Origin of the sequence: Pseudoflavonifractor capillosus, from assembly GCF_016899775.1 — a bacterium.
GTDB lineage: Bacteria > Bacillota > Clostridia > Oscillospirales > Oscillospiraceae > Lawsonibacter.
This window is the reverse complement of sequence record NZ_JACJJE010000110.1, coordinates 1-3,167: the sequence shown is the minus strand read 5'-3', so window position 1 is coordinate 3,167 and position 3,167 is coordinate 1. Positions and strand designations below refer to the sequence as shown.

General features: G+C 52.0%; 1 tRNA gene and 1 rRNA gene. Both read right to left on the bottom strand.

The window, feature by feature from the left end:
- Position 1 precedes the first annotated feature (1 nt).
- Positions 2–2,839, bottom strand: a 23S ribosomal RNA gene (locus H6B31_RS16350).
- 249 nt (positions 2,840–3,088) lie between these two features.
- Positions 3,089–3,164, bottom strand: a tRNA-Ala gene (locus tag H6B31_RS16345).
- Positions 3,165–3,167: the final 3 nt, after the last annotated feature.

Genomic DNA, 3,167 nt, shown 5'->3' with positions numbered 1-3,167 from the left:
TCAGGTCAAGCCCTCGGCGGATTAGTATCGGTCAGCTCAACACATTGCTGTGCTTACACCTCCGACCTATCAACGTCATAGTCTACGACGCGCCTTACTCCTCGAGGGATGAGAGATCTTATCTTAGGGGGAGTTTCACGCTTAGATGCTTTCAGCGTTTATCTCGTCCAGACGTAGCTACCCAGCTGTGCCGTTGGCACGACAACTGGTGCACCAGAGGTCTGTCCATCCCGGTCCTCTCGTACTAAGGACAGCTCCCTTCAAATCTCTTTCGCCCGCAACAGATAGGGACCGAACTGTCTCACGACGTTCTGAACCCAGCTCGCGTGCCACTTTAATCGGCGAACAGCCGAACCCTTGGGACCGAATTCAGCCCCAGGATGTGACGAGCCGACATCGAGGTGCCAAACCTCCCCGTCGCTGTGGACGCTTGGGGGAGATCAGCCTGTTATCCCCAGGGTAGCTTTTATCCGTTGAGCGACGGCATTTCCACTCACATACCGCCGGATCACTAACTCCAACTTTCGTTACTGCTCGGATTGTCACCCTCGCAGTTAGGCTCGTTTCTGCGTTTACACTCACTGCACGATTTCCGTCCGTGCTGAACGAACCTTTGAGCGCCTCCGTTACCTTTTTGGAGGCGACCGCCCCAGTCAAACTGCCCACCTAACAGTGTCCCCCGACCGGATTCACGGCCGCAGGTTAGAAAACCAGCAATTGAAGGGTGGTATCCCAAGGTTGACTCCATCAAAGCTGACGCCCTGACTTCCTAGTCTCCCACCTATCCTGTACATCAATTACCAATCCTCAGTATTAAGCTACAGTAAAGCTCCATGGGGTCTTTCCGTCTAGTTGCGGGTAACTGGCATCTTCACCAGTACTACAATTTCGCCGGGTGGGCTGTTGAGACAGCGCCCAAATCGTTACGCCATTCGTGCGGGTCAGAACTTACCTGACAAGGAATTTCGCTACCTTAGGACCGTTATAGTTACGGCCGCCGTTTACTGGGGCTTCAATTCAGACCTTCGCTTGCGCTAAGCCCTCCTCTTAACCTTCCAGCACCGGGCAGGCGTCAGCCCATATACGTCATCTTTCGATTTAGCATAGACCTGTGTTTTTGGTAAACAGTCGCTTGGGCCTATTCTCTGCGGCCCCCTCACGGGGGCTCCCCTTATCCCGAAGTTACGGGGTAATTTTGCCGAGTTCCTTAACAACCCTTCTCCCGTTGGCCTTAGGATTCTCTCCTCATCTACCTGTGTCGGTTTGCGGTACGGGCACCTTAGCATACACTAGAACTTTTCTCGCCTCGTCATTCACTGGCTTCCCTACTTATTTTCGGTCCCTTTCGCCCGGGTCAACCAACGCCCGGGTCCAGCTAGCTCCAAGTGTCCTTCTAGTTTAAGTTTCGGTGGCTACGGAATTTCAACCGTATGTGCATCGACTACGCCTCGCGGCCTCGCCTTAGCTCCCGGCTTACCTTGGGCGGACGAACCTTCCCCAAGAAACCTTAGATTTTCGGCCATTATGATTCCCACATAATTCTCGCTACTCATTCCGGCATTCTCACTCGAATGAAGTCCACCGCTGCTTCCGCTGCGACTTCACCCCTCATTCGACGCTCCCCTACCATGCATTACTGCATCCCAAGCTTCGGTGTTACGCTTAGCCCCGTTACATTTTCCGCGCAGAATCACTCGACCAGTGAGCTATTACGCACTCTTTTAATGAGTGGCTGCTTCTAAGCCAACATCCTGGTTGTTTTCGCAATTCCACATCGTTTTCCACTTAGCGTATCTTTGGGACCTTAGCTGTGGGTCTGGGCTGTTTCCCTTTTGACCACGAGACTTATCTCACGTAGTCTGACTGCTAGTCATCAATTATCCGGCATTCTGAGTTTGATAGGGTTCAGTAACTTTATCAGCCCCTAGCCCATTCAGTGCTTTACCTCCGGTAATCTAAACTAACGCTAGCCCTAAAGCTATTTCGGGGAGAACCAGCTATCTCCAAGTTCGATTAGAATTTCTCCGCTATCCACAGGTCATCCGCCACCATTGCAACGGGGGTCGGTTCGGTCCTCCATGGGGTTTTACCCCCACTTCAACCTGCCCATGGATAGGTCACCTGGTTTCGGGTCTATTGCACGCAACTATATTCGCCCTATTCAGACTCGCTCTCGCTTCGCCTCCGGTGCTCAACACCTTAAGCTTGCTCCGTACAATAACTCGCCGGACCGTTCTACAAAAAGTACCTCATCACACTTTAACGTGCTCTGAGTGCTTGTAAGCACAAGGTTTCAGGTTCTATTTCACTCCCCTCCCGGGGTCCTTTTCACCTTTCCCTCACGGTACTGCTCCTCTATCGGTCATCGAGTAGTATTTAGGGTTGGAGGGTGGTCCCCCCAGCTTCCCACCGGGTTTCACGTGTCCGGCGGTACTCTGGATACCCGCTGGCATACATCGGCTTTCGCTTACGGGGCTCTCACCCGCTATGGCCGGCCTTCCCATACCGTTCAGCTAACCTAGTATACCGTATGCAAGTCCACAACCCCGGAGAATAAATCCTCCGGTTTGCCCTCTTCCGCGTTCGCTCGCCACTACTAGCGGAATCTCGGTTGATTTCTCTTCCTCGCCCTACTTAGATGTTTCAGTTCAGGCGGTTCCCCACGTACGCCTATTTGATTCAACGCACGTTGACAGAGTATTGCTCTGCCGGGTTTCCCCATTCGGAAATTCCGGGATCAAAGCCTATGTGCGGCTCCCCCAGACTTATCGCAGCTTGTCACGTCCTTCTTCGGCTCTCGATGCCAAGGCATTCCCCTTGCGCTCTTATCAGCTTGACCGTAACGCAGACCTTTGCAGATCTGCAACTGGTTCTCATCAAGAATTATGCAGGCTTCAGATTCGGTTCATTGTAGTTTTGTGTTACCCTTTTTAAAAGTCCACAAAAGTTTACTTTGTTACCTCTCTGTTGCTTGCTCGCAATTTCTTGCTTGCATTCACTGTTCAGTTTTCAAGGTACAGACCTCTGATCCTTTTTCAAGACCAGATTGAAATGCTCGGACGCTTGCCCAAACACTTCAATCTATTCTTGGTGGAGGTTACCGGACTCGAACCGGTGACCCCTTGCTTGCAAAGCAAGTGTTCTACCAGCTGAACTAAACCCCCGGT